The sequence below is a fragment of the Pontibacter coccineus genome (genome assembly GCF_030546575.1).
Taxonomy (GTDB): Bacteria; Bacteroidota; Bacteroidia; order Cytophagales; family Hymenobacteraceae; genus Pontibacter; species Pontibacter coccineus.
The window spans coordinates 311706-330109 of sequence record NZ_JAUOTN010000004.1; the positions used below are offsets into that span (position 1 = coordinate 311706).

The following is an 18404-nucleotide window of genomic DNA, read 5'->3' on the forward strand; positions in this document are numbered from 1 at the left end:
CCAGCTGCACGATATGCCGCTTGTAGAACTGGTAGCCCGATGATCGTTGCTGGTACCAGTGCAGGTAGCTCGCCTCTACTTCCAGATTGTCCAATACAGCGTAACTCAATCCGGCATATATCCTGTTCTGGTCGAAGCGGTTGTACACAATTTTTTTGCCCGCATTGATATGGATTTCGTCGTTTAGCTTAAGCTTGAGCGGCTGGTCGTTAATACTTGCCAACCGGTATTCCACCCCTAGCCTATACCTGAAACGGTAATTGCTGTTATACCCGGGGGCCAGCTCTCCGTTGCTGGTATTCCTGAAAAAGCGCTTCTCGGCTCTATACCTGTGGGTAATGGTTAATCTCCCAAGGGGCTGATTATAATTGAGCTGGATGTGCGGCCTTAGTTCGGGCACAACGAGCCGCTGCGTGGCTTTGGGGTCGTTGGGGCTTTGCCGGATATACGTAAAGCCCGCCACTGCCTCCCAGTTTTCGCCCAATGCGTAGCGGGCCTGCGAGCGAACCAGGAACTGGTCGTGCCTGTCTGGGTTTACGAATCGCCGTTCCTGCACCTCCGACGTTAACGACCACTTGTCGCTGAACTTAAGCGTGTTTGAAAAAGTGAACCAGGCCAGTTGCTGGTGTGTCACCTCTTTTCCAGTAGATTGGGCAAAACCCGCTGCACTATGCAGCAGCCCCACCGCAAGCAGCACCCAAAGCTGTAAGTTATTCATCCTCCGCCATAAAATGCCAAACCAGTAACACACAGGCCAGACTCAGTACTGCCAGTAAGATCAGGAACAGGTCTTCTCCCATGGTCGGTCTTTAACAGGTCAGCTTTTTTCAGCGATTTCCAATGTGGCTTTCCCCTCTCGAATCAATCTGAATGCGAGCGCTTTTGCCTGCTGCCTTATCTCACGCAGCGCAGTCGATTCATACAGCATCCCCTTCCTGGGAGGCCCGAGGGTGAACGCGCCGCGCACGGATTTGCCTGCTGCATCGACCAGCTTGCCACTTGGTGTCGTCTTAAGCCCCAGGTATAGCACATCGGGCTGTGCCAGGCCGTCCGCCAGCAACTGCTGTACTAGCGGAGCTATTACCTGGGTGTAATCGCATTGCGGGCCCGTGCAGTTGATGACCCTGCCTACCTCAATTTCTTCTGTTGCCTTGTGATGCCTTCTCCTGATGGTAACGCGCGCTCCATTCCCCTTCTCGTGCACATCCACAACAGCGGCCGCTATTACCTCCAGCTGACCGTTTTTCTGTAGTTCCTGCAGCAGCGCGGCTGAGGCGGCCGGCATGCGGTGGCGGTGCACTTCCCAGTATGGCCGAACGTGGCGCAGAAAAATCTTTTTCTCTTTCAATGGCAAAGACTGCCAGAGCACGGGTACATCATCACGCAGCGCGTCCAGCACACTCCGCCAGGTATAGCCTGTCGCTTCAGCTCGCTTTATCTCCTCCCGAACGAAACGCAACAAACCCAATGCGGACAGATACGCCGCTGCCGGGATCGCCAGGTTGGGGCATGGCCGCGTGCTCACATCGAAAGGCTGCGGCAGCAGCCCGTGGCGCGACACCACGTATACCTTGCCCTTGTGGCCTTGTGCCTGCAGGCTGCCCACCAGATCCACCATCGTCAGGCTGGAACCAATCAGCAGCAGGGGCTCCTGTGCCTGCAGACCTCTCAGCCCTTTGGCCGACCAGGGAGAGGCGACATAGCATGGGCTTTTATAGAAGCTTTGGTTAGGTATAGGTAACGGCGCCGGCGGGAAGTTGCCCACGGCCAGCACCACTTTGTTGGCGCTCAAGTTGAGCTGGTTGCTACAGCTTACAGCAAAACCACGGCCCTGCCTCGATACCGATAGCGCCTCTTCATACACCCGCACAAACGAAACGCCTTTCGCCGCACCAGCCTCCGCCTCCAGCAGGCGCGCTTTCAGGTAATCGCCGAAAACAGTACGCGGGATAAAGTCCGTTGACTGGACTGGCAGCGAAATTTGCCTTTGGTACAGATGAGCGTACTTTTCCAGCCAGTTAAAGAAATCGAGTGGTTCGTCAGCAAAAAGGCTCATGGCAGAAGCGGGCACATTGAGTGGCTGAAAAGGCAACTGGCTTGAGTAGGCAACACCACGGTTCATTCTATACCTATCCGGTTCTATCAGGTAAACCGTAGTGCCCGACGCAGCATTTTTCAACAGATGGATAGCTGTTAGCGTACCGCTTAGCCCTGCTCCTATTATAGCGATTGTCATGGTTGGTATAGCTAAGGTATAGACTTCTTTCTCTTTGGCCGAGCGTGTGGCCTAGTGCTTACTGCCTGCGTGTAAGCGCGCTAGGTGCCTGCAACTGTTTCAAAACAGCATTCTGATTTTACGGTAATCCAGACGCTGAGTTGATAAGCTGCCTCGCTTAATAACATTGACTTTAAGCTGATTATACCGCCGCCTATACCTTGGTCTACTGAACACCGCTGCCCCGGCTGTCCCACGTGGAACAGTTTAGAACGGAAAGAAGAAAGGGATGATAAACGAGGCCACCAGCCACAGCATTATGTTGAGTGGCGTACCTACACGCAGGTAGTCTACAAACCGGTAGTTACCCGGGCCGTAAATCATGGTATTGGTCTGGTAGCCCATCGGCGTGATAAAGCTGAGCGAGGCCGCAAAAGTTACAGCCATCAGGAAGGGCCGGACGCTTACGCCCATCTCTTTGGCCGCCACAATGGCAATGGGCGCCAGCAGGGCCGCCGTCGCGTTGTTCGACATGAAATTGGTGGTCATGAAAGTGATGAAGAAGAAAGCCGACAATAGTGCGTGCGGCCCGTAGCTGCCTATCGACTCCACCAAAAAGCCTGAGAGCAGGCTGGCTGCGCCGGTCTTTTCGAGCGCCGTGCCCATGGAAAGCACACCGGCCAGCATAAAGATTACTTTCCACTCAATGGCTTTGTAGAGCTCGTCGAGGCGGATGGATTTGGTGAGCACCAGCAACACCACCCCAGCCAATGCGCTGAGCACAATGTGCGCCAGCCCCGTGGCTGCTGTAAGCACCACCCCTGCCCCTATTACCAACACAGGTATAATCTTGCTGTAGTCGTAGTGGCTGCGCTCTGTTTCGGAGATAAGCAGAATGTCCTCGTTGCTGCGCAGGTTCAGGGCCTGGTTTTTGTCGGCTGAAATCAGGAGCACGTCGCCGGCTGAGAGGCGGGTATGGGTGAGCTTCTCGTGGAGGATCTCATCGCGGTGGCGGATGGCGACCACGGTGGCCCCGTGGTTGTAGGCCCTGAAGTCAAGCTCTTTCAAGGACTTGCCTACCATGTAGGAGTTGGGCGTCACGATGGCTTCGAACAGCTTGGTGGCGGTGTTGTTCAGGTCCTCGTCTTTGAGCCTTCGCTCCGATTTCAGCTTGATGCCCTTCTCCACCTTCATTTTCTTGAGCTTCTCCACGTCGCAGCGCACCTTCAGCACATCGCCTGACCGCAGCATGGTATAGGGGGTGGCGTTGAGCTTATACTTGTCGCGGGTCACCTGCAGCACATCTATATCGAGGTTCTGCACCAGGCTGGAACTCCTGAGCGGCATACCTACGGAGGGGGAGTTGGGCAGCAGCACGATCTCGGTCAGGTAGTCGCCCATGTTAAAGTCCTCTGTCAGGTCTTCGGCCACCTTGCGGTCAGGGAGCAGAAACCGGCCAACAAACACCATGTACAGTATCCCGACGATCAGAAATACAATGCCCGCCGATGTGAGTTCGAACATACCGATAGGCGCCTCTCCCTGCGCCTCCGCGATGCCGCTCACCAGTATGTTGGTAGAGGTGCCGATCAGGGTGCAGATACCACCCAGCAACGCTCCGAAAGACAGGGGCATCAGCAGTTTGGCAGGGCTGATGCGGGTGTCTCGGGCCACCTGTATCACCATGGGCATGAGCAGGGCCACCACCGCCGTGTCGTTGATAAAAGCAGAGAGCAGACCTGAAGCCAGCATCACAGCCAGTAAACAGAGCAGGTTGCTTTTGCGGCCTATCCGGGTGAGCAGCACCCCCACATTACTCAGCGAGCCCGACTTAAAAATGGCTGAGCTGATGATGAACATGCAGGCGACCGTGATGGTGGCGGGATTGCTGAAACCGGCCAGGCCCTCCGCGGGTGTGAGGATGCCGAGCATCATGAAGAGCGTCATGACAAGTATGGCCGTCGTGTCGATGGAGAGCCTTTCGCTGACGAAAAGCACCACAGCCACCGCTATCACAGATAGAACCACGCCAATCTCGTATGTCATGATTGATAGTTAGGTATGGAACCGGCTTGGTGCGCTGCCAGCCAGCGGGTATAGCGTTGCCGCAGACAAGGGCGGAATAATTGGTAGCTATAACTGGTTTTGTGGTCAAACAGTTACAAAAGAAAGGAATTAACGGGAAGGAAAAATACACTGGCAGCACAGCAAATGCTACAGCTGTGCTGGGGTTATGCCATTGTTGTATCCAGCCAATGTTGGGCCGTTTCGCTGGTTTCAAAAAGCTGGAAAGGCAGCTCTATCTTCTTGATGCTATCGGCTGCCTGCAGACTGGCAATTTTATCAAGCGGCATGACATTGGCAATCCTGCTTGGTCCGGCTGCCCTCATTTTGCGCTGCGCCTCCTCGTGCATACTGCAGAGTTGTTGCGGGTGGGTGATCATGGTGCGCATGTCAATAAGGAGCGTGAAGCCCGGCGAGACCAACTGTAATGCCCCGTCCCAATCCTTCAGAAAGTCAGGTACGATGTCGGTATTCTTCCAAAAGCCCAGTATGCTGAGGTATAATCTGTTCCTGATGCCGTCATAGCCGATTTCGTAACAAGCGTTACGGACAACATTTTGCTGGGTAGGTATAGAAGGGTCGGTATGTGGCGTTTTGCTATCCATGTAGGGCTCAGGTATAGCATACGCAATTGTTCAACGAATGCATGATACCTATTCAAGTATGAATAGGCTGATAAAAGGTAAGATGGTGCAATCGTGGATTTGGTCCGGATATTTTCCATTCCTAAGGCTGCAACACCCCTCCCAGTTCGTGCACCCGACCATTCCGCAGGGCAATGTCCGCGGTGTGCAGCTGCACGCCGTTCAGGAGCGTGTTGTCCTTCTTACGGCACACGTTCAGTGACGCACTGCCATTGGTCTGCAAACGGCTTCCCTCTTTAAAGTCGGTTGCAGACAGCGTACCCTTGATTAGGTGCATTGCCATCACAGCGCGTATTGTCTCTACAGGCTGGCCTTTCAATTCCTGCAAACTCGCCTCGGGCGGCATCAGCAAGGTATAGGCGGTGCTGCCGGAGAGGGCGGGAGCCATACCTGCCGTGGTCAGAAGCTCGGCCAGCACAGGGCGCTCATTGATGACGTACTGCATGATGGTGGTGCGCTGCAGCTCACTGTCCTGCGCCACGGCTTGTTTGCTGGTCAGGGAAAAGGCTACAAAAAGTACTATTCCAAGGTATATATAATATAGTTTCGATTTCATCGGTACAAATGCTGTTCTTTTGCATTTATACGGAATTCACTGGCTCTCAGCCAGATTTTAACTTCGAAGAATCAGGCCAGAAGAGTGCAATTATACCTACCCGAACAGTTACCAGCTGCTAATTTGCTGAATAAAATGAGGCCCTGCTTTTGGAACGAGTATCAATGTCATAATTACCCCGAATACAGCACCGTAAAGGTGTGCATCGTGGTTGATGTTGTCGCCCATTTGCTTGCCCTGGTAATATGAGTAGATCATATAAAGCAGGCCAAATATAAATCCTGGGATTCCGATAGGGATAAAGAGTATACCTATCTCGCCTAGCGGGTTAAACATAATACTTGCGAAAACCACAGAAGCCACGCCGCCTGAGGCACCTAGAGCCCGGTAGACCGGATTGTTCTTATGTTTGATAAATGTTGGAATATCAGAGACGATAATACCGCCTATAAAAATGAGCAAGTAGAGCAGCTCTCCCGTTATCAGGCCAAATCCTCCCAGTACTCCCTCACCGTTAAAGATGCCATTCACCATGATGTATTCGATGTTCTGCCCAAAAGAGTATAGGACGAACATATTAAAGAATAAGTGCATATAATCGGCATGCAGAAAGCCAGAGGTAATGAAGCGATACCAGGAGTTGTCGCGCTGAACTGCATAAGGATACATGATCCAGTTCTGCATGAGTTCGTGGTTTTTCCAGGCATACCACGAAATGCCCACTGTAATGATGATCAGGATGATGGTAAGGCTCATTTTTTTGTTTTGGGTGAATTAGCGAATGAGTAGGTGTTTTATTTTTGAATGGGTGATTGAGTGCATAAGTGATTCATCGCATTCACAAACGCTTGATGTTTGCTGACACTAACTTTTTATCGGGTACTGTTTAGTTGATTTGACTTTCAGGCATAAGCTAAAGTTATCTGAAGACCTCCGCTATACCTTTCAGCATCTCTTTTTAGTTACACAGTCCTCTGCTATACCTGCCAATATAAATCGCTATACCTGCGAAGCTATACCTGAAAACCCAACACCTGCGAACCAACAATTTAGCAATTCTACGAATCCCTCTCCATCAGCTGCAGCGCCAGCCCATGGATGGTAGCTTTGCGCTCTACCGGCACCTGCACGGCATCTAAGTGGTACAGGGCTTGCTGGAAGTAGAAATCGATTTGCTGTTCGGTTTGCTTGCGGATGTTGAGCTGGTCGTAAATGGCGGTGATGGCCTGCACCTTTTCTTCGGCTATACCTGCGTCGGTCTTGTCGCGCCAGTCGAGGATGGTTTGCAGTTGCCCCTGGTTGGCTTGCTCCAGGGCCGTCAGCATCAGGAAGGTCTTTTTGTCCGAAAGGATATCGCCGCCCACCTGCTTGCCGAACTTGTCTTTGTCGCCGTACACGTCAAGCAGGTCGTCGCGAAGCTGGAAGGCGATGCCTACGTTGTCGCCGAATTCCTTCAGGTGCTCAGCGTCGCTGTCAGGGGCTCCCTGCAGGATGGCACCCAGTTCCAGACTGAAGCCCAGCAGCACGGCCGTTTTCAGGGTAATCATGTGGATGTACTCTTCGATGCTCACCTGCTCGCGGCGCTCGAAGTTCATGTCGAGTTGCTGCCCTTCGCACACTTCGGCGGCCGTTTTGCTGAAGAGCTGCAGCACCTTGCCCAGTTTGTCGGGCGCTATGCCCAGCAGCATTTCGTAGGCGCGCACCAGCATCACGTCACCGCTCAGGATAGCGGTGTTGGCGTTCCACTTTTCGTGCACGGTTTGCTGTCCGCGGCGCAGGGGGGCCTTGTCCATGATGTCGTCGTGCATGAGCGTGAAGTTGTGGAAAACCTCTACGGCCGCAGCGGGCAATAGTGCGTTGTCCACATCATCATCGTACATTTTTGCAGCCAGAAGCACCAGTAAGGGCCTTATCCGCTTTCCGCCCAGCGACATAATGTAGCGGATGGGCTCGTACAACTCCGTGGGCTGTTCGCCAAAACGGAGGGTATTCAGCGTTTGGTTAAGCTGGGTTGAAAGCTGCGTAATATCCACAGGTTGTATTAATGTCTTTTAAGGGTTTCTACCAGTTCCATGTCGATGGTGCGCTCGGCCATGTTGGCGCTCACAATCTCGACCATCACCTCATCTCCAAAAGAGATGATGCGCTTCGACTGACGACCAATGATGCGGTAGTTGTTGGCGTCCAGCTCGTAGTAGTCGTCATTCAGACTCGAGAGGCGCACCATGCCTTCGCACTTGTTCTCTTCAATCTCCACAAATATACCCCATTCTGTCACACCAGACACAATTCCTTTGTATTGGTTGCCGATGGTGTCCTTCATGAACTCCACCTGCTTGTACTTAATAGAGGCACGCTCAGCATCGGCAGCGCGTTTTTCCATCTCCGAAGAGTGGCGGCAGCGTTCCTCAAACGCCTCTTTGTCCTCCGAAGTGCCCCCGTCGAGGTAATGCTGCAACAGGCGGTGCGCCATCATGTCGGGGTAACGACGAATGGGCGAGGTAAAGTGCGAGTAATGATCAAAAGCCAGACCAAAGTGGCCCTCCGGCTCGGTGCTATACTTGGCTTTGGCCATTGTCCGGATCGCCAGGTTCTGCAGCACGCTTTGCTCGGGTTTGCCTTCAATCTCGTGCGTCAGGTTGTTAAGTTCATCAGAGATGTCGCCATCCGGGTCCACTTTGTAGCCAAACTTGCTGGCGAAGATCGAGAACGTGCTCAGCTTGTCGGGGTCCGGGGAGCCGTGCGTACGGTATACCATGGTCGGGCGCTTTTTGCCTTTGCCTAAGCCGTAGACAAACTCAGCCACCTTTTTGTTTGCCAACAGCATGAATTCCTCGATGAGTTTGTGGGCGTCCTTGCGCTCCTTCACATAAACTGAAAGCGGTTTGCCATTCTCGTCGAGCTTAAATTTCACTTCGGTTGTCTCGAAGCTGATAGCCCCGTTTTTAAAGCGCTTGGCCTGCAGTTTCTTGGCGATGTTGTTCAGGGTGTTGATTTCCTCCACAAAGTCGCCTTCACCTGTCTCAATGCGCTCCTGGGCCTCTTCGTAGGAAAAGCGGCGGTCAGAATATGTTATCGTACGACCGTACCAGGTATCATAGAGCTTGCCGTTGTCGTCAATCTCGAACACCACCGAGAAGGTTAGCTTCTCTTCGTTCGGACGCAGGGAGCACAGGTTGTTGGAAAGGCGCTCGGGCAGCATCGGGATGGTTCTGTCCACCAGGTATACCGAAGTGGCTCTGTGGAAAGCTTCCTTCTCGAGCAGACTGCGCGGGTGCACGTAATGCGTCACGTCGGCGATGTGCACGCCAATCTCCCAGTTCCCGTTCTCGAGTTTCTGGATGGAAAGCGCATCGTCAAAGTCTTTGGCGTCGGCGGGGTCGATGGTGAAGGTGGTGATGTCGCGCATGTCGCGGCGCTTGGCAAGCTCACCGGCTGGTATCTTATCCGATATCTGCTCGGCTTCTTCTTCCACCGTCTCCGGAAACTCGAACGGCAGGCCAAACTCGGCCATAATGGAGTGGATCTCGGCCTCGTTCTCACCGGCCGGACCAAATACGCGAATCACTTCGCCCGTCGGGTTCTTGCCCGGCTCTTTGGGCCATTCGATGATCTTCACCAGCACTTTGTCGCCTGACTGCGCCCCGTTCAGGTTGCGCTCGCCCACGAATACGTCGAAGTAAAGTCGCTTGAAGTCGGGCACCACGAAGCCGAAGTTTTTAGTGAGCTCCATCAGGCCTACCAGTTCAGTGCGCGAGCGCTCCAGTACCTCCACCACCATGCCTTCTGAACGGCCGCCCTGCATCGTGGGCAGCACTTTTACTTTCACCAGGTCGCCGTCCATGGCGTACTTCAGGTGCTCGCGGAAAACGCGCACATCGTCTTCTGTTTCCTCGGACACAATGTATGCATACTTGCTGTTGGCCAGGTCCACGCGGCCCGTGATGATGTTGACGCGCAGGTTGAGCTGGTATTTGTCGCCGTCGATCAGCAACAACTTGTTTTCGCGCAGCAGTGTATTGACAATCACCATTAGGTCATCGCGGCCTTTCTTGTCAACTACACCCAGCTTGCGGGTCATCTGGCGCTGCGTGAATACGGTATCGGGGCTATTGGAGAACATCTCCAGCACAATGCCTTTGGCTGAACGGTCTCTGCCGCCGCCTCTTTGGCCGTCGCCTCTGCGGGAGCCGCCACCGGCGGATGGTTCTCTTCTGGAAGACTCGCCTCTGCGGGAGCCGCCTTTTTCGTTGCGGCTGTCTTTGTCTCTGCCGCCTTTGCTTGGTCTTTTACTTCTCATGTATCTTGTTTCTATTGGCCGGTGCGGGTATGCCGCACCTCGGGCCATGCAATAATTGGTTGAAATGGTTTTGACTCTATACGCCCGCAAGGCAGACTAAGGTTAAAGCCAACTCAATTTCAGGTGAATTTATAGAGAAAAGTCTATATATGGGCTATGCAGACGGCTATATTAATCCTGGTACTGCGCTATACCTGATCTCAGAGCTGCCCGCTTCTCCTGCGCCGCTGCAATGGCTTGGGGCCCACCGACAGGTATAGCTTGCAGCAGCGAACGCGTGTAGGCGTGCTGTGGCTGCTGGAAAAGTTGCGCAGGTACACCCTCTTCTACCATGCGTCCTTCGTGCATCACCAGAATGCGGTCGGCCATGTGCCTGGCCACGGCCAGGTCGTGGGTGATGAAGAGGTAGGTCATGTTAAACTCCTGCTTGAGCTCGTTGAGCAAATTGAGCACCTGTGCCTGCACCGACACATCCAGCGCCGACACCGACTCGTCACATATCAACAGCTTCGGCTGCAGCGCCAGGGCCCGCGCGATGGCAATGCGTTGCCGCTGACCACCCGAGAAGGCCTGTGGATAACGCTGCGCATGCTCCGGCTTAAGTCCTACCTTCTCAAGGAGTTCCAGCATTTTGGTGCGGCGTTCTTTGTCGTTTCCGTAAAGCTTATGCACACGCATCGGCTCCAGTATGGCCTCTCCTACGGTCTGCATGGGGTTGAGCGAGGTATAAGGATCCTGGAAGATCATCTGGAAGTGGCGGCGGTTCTGGCGCAGGGTTTCCGCGTTCATACTGGCGATATCGTTTCCCTCAAACAGCACACTGCCCGCTGTCGGCTCCACCAGCCGCAGAATAGCGCGGCCCAGTGTCGTCTTGCCGCTCCCCGACTCGCCCACCAGCGCAATGGTTTCACCGTGCTTTAGTGCAAAGCTCACGCCGTCGACCGCTTTCACTTGGCCTGTGGTGCGGGAAAAGATGCCTTTCTTGATGGGGAAGTATACCTGCAGATTTTGCACCTCTAGCAAAGGCGGTTTCTGGCTGTTGTCGCGTTGTTGCTTTATACCGGATACGGTGCCCACGTAGGCATTCACCACGTCCACCAAAGACGGCTCGTATACCTGTGGCTGCTTCTCGTGGATGATGCCTTGCGCGTCTTCCTCCATAAAGTCTGCCACCACCGGCAGCCTGGCTTGCGAGCTGGAACTGAGCGTAGGACGGCAGGCGAGTAGACCTTTGGTATAAGGGTGCTGCGGATTGGTGAAGATGTCGAGCACTTTCCCTTGCTCTACGATACGGCCCTTATACATCACCAGCACGCGGTCGGCTATCTCGGCCACTACCCCCAGGTCATGACTGATAAACAGCACTGCCATGTTCTGCTTTACCCGCAGCTCATCAATCAGCGAAAGCATGCGGGCCTGTACCGTCACGTCTAAAGCGGTCGTCGGCTCGTCGGCAATAAGGAGGACAGGCTCGCAGGCCATGGCCATCGCGATCATCACGCGTTGCTTTTGCCCGCCCGAAATCTGGTGTGGATAACTGTCGTAAATTTGCCCTGGCCTGGGCAGCCTGGCTTGCTCAAAAAGGAGCAATACAAGCTCTTTAGCCTTTTTTTTTGAAATTTTGCGATGCCACAGCAGGACCTCTGCTACTTGTTGTCCACAGGTAAAAACCGGGTTGAGCGACGACATGGGGTCCTGAAAAACCATGCCCATTTCGTTGCCCCGAATCTGCTGCAGTTGCTTTTCCTTCAGCTGTAAGAGATCTACCCCTCCCAGTCGCTCCGATTGAAACACGGCCTTCCCTGCTACCTGCGCCTGGGCGTCGAGTAACTGCATCAGCGAAAGCGCCGTCACCGTCTTCCCCGAACCTGACTCGCCCACAATCGCCACCGCTTCACCGGGGTATACCTCAAAAGAAATCCAGTCCACCGCACGGACTATTCCCTGCCGTGTGGCGAAAGTGGTTTCAAGATCGGTGACCTGCAGTATGGGCGTAGGTATAGACAAGGGCGATGGCTTGGTGCTTCTGGTAAAAATAAGGTTTTTTGAATGATTGCGAAGCCTTTCTTGTTTTCCTTCTTCATAGTACATTTAAGTTTTACCAAAAAAGCAATGCAGAACAAATCAGAATATAATCACCCTACTCATTTCACTTCTTCCGAAGCCAACGAGAAAAGCACCATCATCTGGGATCTTGGCGCCGTGCTCATCGACTGGAACCCGCATTACCTATACCGCAGGATTTTCGACGATGGGGCAGAAATGCATCATTTCCTGGAAAACGTCTGCACCTTTGACTGGAACGAAGAACAGGATGGCGGCCGCACGATTCAGGAAGCCAACGATTACCTGATCGCCAGACATCCCGAGCACGAAGCGCATATTAAAGCCTACTATGGCCGCTGGGAGGAAATGCTGGGCGGGCCGATTCATGCCTCTGTGGAGATTCTACGCGTGATGAAGTCACGGGGGGAGCACAAGCTATACGCCCTGACGAACTGGTCAGCCGAACTTTTCCCGATTGCCTTGGAGCGCTACGACTTCCTTGGCTGGTTTGACGGCATTGTGGTGTCGGGCACCGAAAACGACCGCAAACCCAATCACAGCTTTTACCACACCTTGCTGAATAGGTATGAGTTGCAGCCTGACGAAGTGCTTTTCATTGACGACAACCTCCGCAACATCAAAGCGGCCGAGCAACTAGGCATCGAGTCAATTCATTTCACCTCGCCGGAGGATCTAAAAGAGCGTTTGGAGAAAATGGGTGTTCTGTAATCGGAACATAGTTTTGTACTGAGGGTATAGCGAGCTACTGTGCGGATAAGTTAAAGTCTATCGTTAATGCACGCTTAGCACAACCTGCTTGCCTTTGGAAGTGTACGCCTGTATAATTCCGAATCCTTCCTTCACATAAATTCCCTGCACATAATCCAAAGCCGGGTAGCGGTCGTGGATGTATTGTTCCTCCGGTCTGTAATAGTTGGGTTGGTTGAGGTATAAATGGTATACCTTGTCATGCGCCACGCCATCAAGGGTCACGGTTGGCAGGAACTCCTGGGTATAGGTATAGTTGTCAATTGTATTGGTTGTCGCATCCCAAAACAGGAAGGTTCGGCTTGTGATGAAGTTGCTGCTGCTGGAAGTGCCGGTCTGTATCGGTTCCGGAAATTTGTTGTTGTAGCCGACTGCAAACTCGATGACATCCCCTACCGCAGCTTTGTCTGTGATGTTGTTGAACCGGTCCGTGCTTACGTTTTTCCGATAGGTGACGCTGATACTGACCAGGCTCTCGCCCTCTACCTGGCTTGCGTATACCTTCTGGTCTGCCGTGAAATACTCTTTGCAGGAATTGGGATCAAATTTGCCGCTGTAGTTTGTCTTCCTCACAGGTATCTCGACAGTGGTCACACCATCCGCGTTTACGTATTTCATTTTCCGATCAGCGCCCTCTTCCTTGATGTAATAGCTCTTCCCCTGCGTTGGCTGGGCAGGCAGAAAGGACACCAGTTGGTTGGTGAACTCCAGTTTGCCCAGGTTCACGTCTTCGCAACCACAGGCAGACAGGCCTACACCTAAAGCTGCAGCTGCTATAAGCTTACTTAATTTCATCGGGTTTGGGATCATAAATGCATGGTCGCCAGAAAGCGGCATGAAATATAAGCGGAATTATTCTAACTGTTTCCGACGGTTTGCGGAAAAATGGATTGATTTTTTTCTTGACTGCAGCACATGAAAAAAGCGGCTATTCCACATGGAACAGCCGCTTTTTTTTGCTTATACCTATACCTTAGAATCCCTGTTGTTCAGTAGCAGGTTGCTTGGCTGGCTCGTCGTAGTGCGCGAAGAAACGCTTCTGGTTGAAGAGGATGATCAGCACACCAATAAAAATAGCCGAGTCCGCCACATTGAAAATAGGCCACAGTGACATCGGTTTGCCACCCAGCAACGGAATCCAGTGCGGCACGATGCCTTCCCATATATCGATGTAGAACATATCGATTACCTGCCCATGGAACCAGGGTGTGGATGAGCCATACGGATGGTTGTCGAATAACACGCCGTAGAACGTACTGTCGATCAGGTTGCCGATGGCGCCGCCCAGAATCAGGCCAATGCACCAGATCAGGCCCTTGGGTGCTTTTGTTTTGACCAGGTGGTAGATATAGTAGGCAATGCCAAACACGGCCACTAATCTAAACAGCGACAGCATCAGCTTGCCGTAGTCAGAGCCAAGCTCCACACCGAAGGCCATGCCCGGGTTCAGGGTATAGTGCAGCTTCAGCCAGTCGCCCAGCAAAACGATCTCGCCTGGCATACCCATTTCCATGTTGTAATGCACGATTAGCTTCACAGCCTGGTCGATGATGATGACGATAAGGGCCACCAGGTAGTACTTCCAATATTTCATGTTTCGTCAATTAGGCTGCAGGGACTTCGGTGAACCGCCGCAGGATAAAGGTATAAGGTATAGCCCCGGCCGTTTCATGCAGCCGGGGCCTATTGTTCTTTAAGCTACTACCGCTTCGGTGCGAATACGGATGTTCACCTGGTAATCATCCACTTCCAGGAGCGTGCCATCTACCACATGGTCAGTCAGTTCCAGGCTCAGCGCCTGCGTCTCGGCCTGTATGTAGTCGCGGAAGTTTTCCACAGCAGCGTTTACCTCTTCTACTGATGCCTGCAGCACGATGTGAATCTTGTCCTGCACCTCCAGGTTGCTGTCCTTGCGCAGGTTCTGGATACGGTTCACCAGTTCGCGGGCAATGCCTTCCTGTTTCAACTCTTCGGTGATGGTCACGTCGAGCGCCACAGTCAGCTTGCCTTCACTGGCTACCAACCAGCCCGGGATGTCCTCCGAAGAGATCTCCACGTCGTCCGGCGTCAGCACAGCCGATTCCTCGTCATTGATCTGCAGCTCGATGCCGCCTTCACGCTCCAGGTGGGCGATGTCGTCCTGGTTCATCTGCTGCACGGCAGCAGCCACCAGCTTCATCTTCGGACCAAACACCTGACCCAGCTTCTTAAAGTTCGGCTTGATCTTCTTCACCAGAATACCCGACGTATCGTCGATGTACTCCACGTGCTTGATGTTCACCTCGCTCATGATCAGGTCTTCCACCGCCTGGATCTGGTGACGGGTATGTTCGTTGAGTACCGGGATCAGGATACGCTGCAAAGGTTGGCGTACCTTGATGAAGTGCTTCTTACGCAGCGAGTGCACCAGCGACGAGATGGTCTGGGCTAGCGCCATGCGCTCTTCCAGGTCTTTGTCGATGGCCGTGTGCTCCACCTCCGGGTAATAGGCCAGGTGCACCGATTCTTCCTTGTGCTTTCTACTCACATGGTTCAGGTCGCGGTACAGCTGCTCGGCATAGAACGGCGCGATCGGAGAAATCAGTTTGGCGATTGTCTCCAGGCAGGTATAGAGCGTCTGGTAAGCAGCGATCTTGTCTTCATTGTACTCGCCTTTCCAGAAACGTTTGCGGTTCAGGCGCACATACCAGTTGCTCAGGTCGTCCACCACAAAATCCTGGATGGCACGGGCCGCACGGGTCGGGTCGTAGTCATTCAAGTAGGCATCCACATCCACAACCAGCGTGTTCAGCTTCGAGATGATCCAGCGGTCGCTTTCGGTTCTGCGTTTCAGCGGCACGTCTTCCTCGGCAAAGGTAAAGTTGTCGAGGTTGGCGTAGAGCGCGAAGAAGGAATAGGTGTTCTGCAGCGTTCCAAAGAAACGGCGCTGGGTCTCTACTACTCCCTCCGGGTTGAACTTCAGGTTATCCCATGGTGGCGCGTTGGCGATCATGTACCAGCGCACGGCATCCGGGCCATACTTGCCAATCATCTCGAACGGGTCGATGGCGTTGCCGAGGCGCTTGCTCATCTTGTTGCCGTTCTTATCCAGCACCAGGCCATTGGCGATCACGTTCTTATAGGCTACGCTGTCCTCCAGCATAACAGCCAGGGCGTGCAGCGTAAAGAACCAACCACGCGTCTGGTCCACGCCTTCGGCAATGTAATCGGCCGGGAAGTTCTGTTCGAAGATATCTTTGTTCTCGATCGGGTAATGCCACTGTGCATAAGGCATGGCGCCCGAATCAAACCAAACGTCGATCAGGTCTGTCTCTCTGTACATTGGCTTTCCGGACGGGCTTACCAGCACGATGTTGTCCACATACGGGCGGTGCAGGTCGTTGATCTCCACGGAGGCGTCCATATAGCCTTTTTCCACCGCTCTGTCTATCTCCTCGCTCAGCTGCTGGATAGAACCAATGCAGATTTCTTCTTCGCCGTCTTCCGTTCGCCAGATCGGCAGCGGTGTGCCCCAGTAGCGGGAGCGCGACAGGTTCCAGTCCACCAGGTTTTCGAGCCAGTTACCAAAGCGGCCTGTACCCGTCGATTCCGGTTTCCAGTTGATGGTCTTGTTGAGCTCGATCATCCTGTCCTTCACAGCCGTAGTTTTGATGAACCAACTGTCGAGCGGATAATACAGCACCGGCTTGTCCGTTCTCCAGCAATGCGGGTAGGTGTGCTCGTATTTCTCTACTTTAAAGGCTTTGCCTTCTTCTTTGAGTTTGATGGCGATCAGTACGTCGGTCGGTTTGTAATCCGCAGCAGACTCGTCCTGCCCGTCGTAATTCTTCACGTACATGCCGGCAAAGTCGGTGATCTCCTTTACAAAACGGCCTTGCTTGTCCACGATAGGTGCAGGCTTGCCATTCTCGTCCATTACCAGCAGCGCCGGGATGTCGTTCTGGGCAGCTACCCGGAAGTCATCCGCACCAAAGGTTGGGGAGATATGCACGATGCCGGTACCGTCTTCTGTCGTCACGAAATCACCTACCACCACGCGGAAAGCCGGCTTATCGGGCTGCACGTACGGCATCAGCTGGTGAAATTCCACTCCTGCCAGGTCGGCGCCTGTGAACTCTTCTACTATCTTGAACGGGATGAGCTTGTCGCCAGCATTATAATCCGTCAGGGCCAGGTCAGCAGCTTTCGGATTGAAGTAACGGCTCACCAGATCCTTGGCCAGTATCACCGAGATCGGCTCGAAGGTATAGGGGTTGTAGGTCCGCACCTTCACGTACTTGATGCCTTTGCCTACCGCCAGCGCGGTGTTGGCTGGGAGCGTCCAGGGTGTGGTCGTCCAGGCCAGGAAAAATACCTTCTCCTCTTCGTACTCAAACAGGAACATGTTGCGGGTGATCTTCTTCACCTCAAACTGCGCCACGATCGTGGTATCTTTCACCATCTTGTAGCAGCCCGGCTGGTTGAGTTCGTGCGAGCTCAGACCGGTGCCGGCGCCTGGTGAGTAAGGCTGGATGGTATAGCCTTTGTATAAAAGACCTTTGTCATACAGGCGCTTCAGCAGTGCCCATACCGACTCGATGTACTCGTTCTCGAACGTGATGTAGGGGTTATCCAGGTCCACCCAATAGCCCATTTGCTCGGTCAGGTCGTCCCATTGGCTCTTGAAACGCATTACCGTTTCGCGGCAGCGCTGGTTGTATTCCTCTACGGTTATCTTTTTGCCGATATCCTCTTTGGTGATACCCAGCTCTTTCTCTACCTGCAGCTCTACGGGCAGGCCGTGTGTGTCCCAGCCGCCTTTGCGGTTCACCTGGAATCCCTTCAGGGTCTTGTAGCGGCAGAAAATGTCTTTCACGGCACGAGCCATCACGTGGTGGATGCCCGGCGTGCCGTTCGCTGACGGCGGTCCTTCATAAAACACGAAAGGCTTGTGCCCCTCCCTTGTCGACACCGACTTCTGGAAGATGTTGTGTTCCTTCCAGAATGCCAGCACCTCCTCGCCTACTTGCGCGTAGTTAAGATTTTTGTATTCGTTATATTTTGCCATGTTCAGCACTTATTCTTCAGGTAATTCTTCGTCAAAATTCAAATCAGCTGTTTTAGCTGGGCATTCTGTTTTATGCAGGATATTGGGTACCTCAGTCCTTGCTGTTCTCAAAGCCAACGCGGCCATTTGGCAAGATAATCAGGTTTGGGCACAATGCAATCCGTATTGACCCACCTCACCCTTGCCTGAACGTCTGTTTGATCACTTCTCCCTGTTCAGATCACACGACGCTGACAAGGGGATGAGGAACCACTTTTTCTCGGTGGGGTTTGCGGACCTTACATAAGAACTCATATGATCCAAAACCACTAACTGCCTTTTTTCGGCGCTGATAAAGTGCCTTTTTACCCCAAATATTCCAACTGTAGTACAAAGGTAAGTATTTTTAATTTTTTGCTGCTTTCCACGTGGAAGCTTACAGGACTTTTCTGCAAACTCTGTTCTACTTATACCTAACAAATCAAGCCTGCAATTAGCGCCACAACCCAACAAAAGCTGTGGAATAATGACTGGCAGAATGGGCGTATGCGGCCTATGGGCACTTTATAAAACAGTTTTACACGGCCGGCCTTATACCTTTCTGTTGCAAAAAGCTTATTTAGCCTGTGCGGAAACCAAGCTCAAAAGTGCTCCGGCATACAGTAGTAATATCAAGTACTTTTTTATACCTGCCGGTTTAGCTGATCACAACCAAGGTATAGACCAGCCTTAATTTCCTGCTGCGACAAATTGATGATTACAGGTATAGTTGTTGATTATCTCGT

The 18404-nt window shown here is 53.0% G+C and carries 12 protein-coding genes and 1 pseudogene; 1 reads left to right on the plus strand and 12 read right to left on the minus strand.

Annotated features, from left to right (window positions below; all coding sequences use genetic code 11):
* Positions 1-40 precede the first annotated feature (40 nt).
* The 9 genes and pseudogenes from Q4E40_RS20420 to Q4E40_RS11410 form a co-directional block, all read right to left on the minus strand.
* A pseudogene (locus Q4E40_RS20420) lies at positions 41-718 on the minus strand (DUF2490 domain-containing protein); the annotation flags it as partial.
* Between the two features lie 99 nt (positions 719-817).
* The gene (locus Q4E40_RS11375) at positions 818-2236 is read right to left on the minus strand and encodes an FAD/NAD(P)-binding protein (protein ID WP_303412249.1); all 1419 of its coding nucleotides are present in this window, start codon (positions 2234-2236) and stop codon (positions 818-820) included.
* A gap of 246 nt (positions 2237-2482) precedes the next feature.
* A complete protein-coding gene (locus Q4E40_RS11380) occupies positions 2483-4261 on the minus strand; it encodes an SLC13 family permease (RefSeq protein WP_303412252.1) in 1779 nt (592 codons plus the stop codon).
* A gap of 185 nt (positions 4262-4446) precedes the next feature.
* On the minus strand, positions 4447-4884 hold the full coding sequence (locus Q4E40_RS11385) for a hypothetical protein (protein WP_303412254.1): 438 nt from the start codon (positions 4882-4884) through the stop codon (positions 4447-4449).
* Between the two features lie 121 nt (positions 4885-5005).
* On the minus strand, positions 5006-5479 hold the full coding sequence (locus Q4E40_RS11390; RefSeq protein ID WP_303412256.1) for a fasciclin domain-containing protein: 474 nt from the start codon (positions 5477-5479) through the stop codon (positions 5006-5008).
* 108 nt (positions 5480-5587) lie between these two features.
* On the minus strand, positions 5588-6235 hold the full coding sequence (locus Q4E40_RS11395) for a rhomboid family intramembrane serine protease (protein ID WP_303412257.1): 648 nt from the start codon (positions 6233-6235) through the stop codon (positions 5588-5590).
* Between the two features lie 302 nt (positions 6236-6537).
* Positions 6538-7512, minus strand: a complete 975-nt coding sequence (locus Q4E40_RS11400) for a polyprenyl synthetase family protein (RefSeq protein WP_303412259.1) — start codon at positions 7510-7512, stop codon at positions 6538-6540.
* A gap of 8 nt (positions 7513-7520) precedes the next feature.
* On the minus strand, positions 7521-9779 hold the full coding sequence (rnr, locus tag Q4E40_RS11405) for a ribonuclease R (RefSeq protein WP_303412261.1): 2259 nt from the start codon (positions 9777-9779) through the stop codon (positions 7521-7523).
* Positions 9780-9950: 171 nt separating this feature from the next.
* Positions 9951-11786, minus strand: a complete 1836-nt coding sequence (locus tag Q4E40_RS11410) for an ABC transporter ATP-binding protein (protein WP_303412262.1) — start codon at positions 11784-11786, stop codon at positions 9951-9953.
* Between the two features lie 105 nt (positions 11787-11891).
* Here Q4E40_RS11410 and Q4E40_RS11415 point away from each other — a divergent pair, with 105 nt between their 5' ends.
* Positions 11892-12554, plus strand: coding sequence for an HAD family hydrolase (locus tag Q4E40_RS11415; protein WP_303412264.1), 663 nt, complete (start codon positions 11892-11894; stop codon positions 12552-12554).
* Positions 12555-12617: 63 nt separating this feature from the next.
* On the opposite strand, the gene Q4E40_RS11420 is transcribed toward Q4E40_RS11415, so the two are convergent.
* From Q4E40_RS11420 to ileS, 3 genes are all read right to left on the minus strand, one after another.
* Complete coding sequence (locus Q4E40_RS11420) at positions 12618-13388, minus strand: hypothetical protein (protein ID WP_303412266.1); 771 nt, start codon at positions 13386-13388, stop codon at positions 12618-12620.
* 178 nt (positions 13389-13566) lie between these two features.
* Positions 13567-14187, minus strand: a complete 621-nt coding sequence (locus tag Q4E40_RS11425; protein WP_303412267.1) for a lipoprotein signal peptidase — start codon at positions 14185-14187, stop codon at positions 13567-13569.
* Positions 14188-14286: 99 nt separating this feature from the next.
* Complete coding sequence (gene ileS, locus Q4E40_RS11430) at positions 14287-17640, minus strand: isoleucine--tRNA ligase (protein WP_303412268.1); 3354 nt, start codon at positions 17638-17640, stop codon at positions 14287-14289.
* Positions 17641-18404: the final 764 nt, after the last annotated feature.

Bases quoted from the DNA above. Each gene is read 5' to 3' on its own strand.
- rnr (WP_303412261.1), bottom strand. From the start codon at position 9,779: ATGAGAAGTAAAAGACCAAGCAAAGGCGGCAGAGACAAAGACAGCCGC.
- Q4E40_RS11425 (WP_303412267.1), bottom strand. From the start codon at position 14,187: ATGAAATATTGGAAGTACTACCTGGTGGCCCTTATCGTCATCATCATC.
- Q4E40_RS11415 (WP_303412264.1), top strand. From the start codon at position 11,892: ATGCAGAACAAATCAGAATATAATCACCCTACTCATTTCACTTCTTCC.
- Q4E40_RS11375 (WP_303412249.1), bottom strand. From the start codon at position 2,236: ATGACAATCGCTATAATAGGAGCAGGGCTAAGCGGTACGCTAACAGCT.
- ileS (WP_303412268.1), bottom strand. From the start codon at position 17,640: ATGGCAAAATATAACGAATACAAAAATCTTAACTACGCGCAAGTAGGC.
- Q4E40_RS11390 (WP_303412256.1), bottom strand. From the start codon at position 5,479: ATGAAATCGAAACTATATTATATATACCTTGGAATAGTACTTTTTGTA.
- Q4E40_RS11380 (WP_303412252.1), bottom strand. From the start codon at position 4,261: ATGACATACGAGATTGGCGTGGTTCTATCTGTGATAGCGGTGGCTGTG.
- Q4E40_RS11385 (WP_303412254.1), bottom strand. From the start codon at position 4,884: ATGGATAGCAAAACGCCACATACCGACCCTTCTATACCTACCCAGCAA.
- Q4E40_RS11420 (WP_303412266.1), bottom strand. From the start codon at position 13,388: ATGAAATTAAGTAAGCTTATAGCAGCTGCAGCTTTAGGTGTAGGCCTG.
- Q4E40_RS11395 (WP_303412257.1), bottom strand. From the start codon at position 6,235: ATGAGCCTTACCATCATCCTGATCATCATTACAGTGGGCATTTCGTGG.